A 2,202-nucleotide genomic window follows, 5' to 3' on the forward strand; every position below is an offset into this window, starting at 1 on the left:
TAATAGCGCAACGCCGTGTTCGTCTGTAATTGCTTGACGATAATTGTGAACGCCTTTTACCTTTACGCCGCCAACACCGTGCTCATCATCATCCATAATACCGTTATTATTTTGATCTAAAAATACGCGTAACATTAAACTACCCGTGTTAGTTAAGCTGCGCTTAGAGACAAAATATGTGTTGTGTTCAACATCAAACCCTAAGCTAAAACGACTATAAATACCGAGCCGCCAATCATCGTTACTGTTGTAGTTTAAGTTACTCGTTAAACTAAACTTGTCGCTTTGCCAATTGAGTCCTAATTCGGCCGATTGAATATTATTACGAAGGGAATCAGTTATAGTCAGTTCGGCTTGTAAATCTCGGCCCAAGTTGCGGCTAAACTCAGCCTCGTAACTAACAAGCTCACTTACTGGCGATATACTATAATCTATACCAAACCTTGTGTAGGTTCTCCCAAAGCGCTTTTGAAAACGTGTTGTTCCAAAAGTACTCTTAGAGCTATCGTCTTGTTGCCACAGCAATTGGTTACTTAGTGCAAATCCTGAGTATGAGTAGTTGAACTGGTTGCGTACTTGTTTAAAACGCCCTCTAATATCACTATCGTCATATAAGACGTTATTTTGATAAGAAAGGCGTCCATAGGTATTATTCATTAGCCCACCAGCTAAATTTATTTGGTAGCTGTTAAAATCTTGCTGCTGTTCGTCGGTACGATTTGTAGCGCTAAAAAGTAGTGATTGTTCGGCAATTTGAGTTCGGGCTGTAAATTCAAATTCTTGTTCATTGTTATTATTTTTTTCAACATTCGCATTTAATAATAATCGGTCAAACAAGCTTATGTTGGTACCAAATGCATACTTAAGTAGATCTTCATCCGTATTTTTTTGACCTGATGTAGCAGTGTATACAGATATATTATCTGTAAGCCCTTGCTCATATCTACCCGCAACTTGCCAACCCTGCCCCTGCGAGCTTGAAACATTGTTATTTAGTAACTGCTTGCCTTGTTCAGTAACCGACAATTCATAGTTACCTTGTCCCTGCTTAAGTTGATTTCCGTCCACAAAGTAATAATCACTTTTACGCTCAACTTGACCTTGAGGCCCATAAAAAATAAGCTCAAAATTATTAGCTCCAAATAATAGGTTTATATTATCAAAAATATAACGCCCATCTGCGAGGCTAAGCTGTTGGTCTATTAATATTTCATTACGATACAGCTCTACATCCCAACCTGGCTGTATAGCACCGCTTAAGTTAACTTGGTTATTAACTATTTTTCTACTGGTTACATTATTAGAAACTTTAACACCTCGGCCATACTGACTACTGTAGTTATTACCTACTTGCGTGGCGATAACATCACCAAAAGATATTTCAGTAGGCATGAAGCTGTTTTTTATTTCTTTGTCTAAGTTTTGCTTTGTAAACGTTAACCTAGAGTTGGTAAGTAAGTCAGTACTTCGTCCAGACAAAAAATACTCTGCAGATAAATACGCAAAGTCTTGAGTGCCTAAAAGTGAATAGTTCGTAGAATGTCTATCATCGCTCGCGGTAAAATTTAGTTGTAAGTCGGCAACCGGAGAAGATAGCGCTTTATATGGGCTAGCTTTCCATGGGAGCGTAGGTGGCGATCTCTTGTTAGGTGATTTTAGGTTGCGCGACTGTCTGTATCTTTGTTGTTCAACCGGTAAGGGGATCTCTGAGCTTATAAGTAATTCTAAATCTGGGTAATCAATATTAAACTCTAGATTTAAAGCATTATGTAAACTTTGAATATCTACATAAATATCATCTTCAATGGTAATTTGATTTTTTGCTAATAAGTAGCTCTGTGTAGGACTAGTAAATACAGCGGGTGTAACCGCTGCATTTAGAAAAAGAGGTTGTTGATTTGCTCCAACACCTTGAGCAATTCGATTGCTAGCATCAACATTCATTGCAAATTGTAGAATATCAAATAAGTCGCTTAAACTAACTTGTACACTTTGCTCGCTTTTAATTGCTGCAACTTCACCTAAGTAATATGAGTTTAAATAAAGCGAAAGTATTAATAACTCGCCTGTGGCGATTCGCTGTTGCTGATTTTCTTTGTTTTTATAATCAATTACTTCAACGGGCTTAGTTAGCTTTAGTTCAATTGCGCGTAGTGTTGTTAAAGCATCCCCCACGGAAGAATTAGGATTAGCTATTACACT

Annotated in this window: 1 protein-coding gene; it reads right to left on the minus strand. The window is 37.6% G+C overall.

From position 1 onward, the window contains the following. A partial coding sequence (locus H5072_RS17470) for a hypothetical protein (RefSeq protein ID WP_220488687.1) occupies window positions 1-2,202 on the minus strand: 2,202 nt, incomplete at both ends.

The organism is Pseudoalteromonas sp. SR45-5 (assembly GCF_014163565.1).
GTDB classification, from domain to species: domain Bacteria; phylum Pseudomonadota; class Gammaproteobacteria; order Enterobacterales; family Alteromonadaceae; genus Pseudoalteromonas; species Pseudoalteromonas distincta.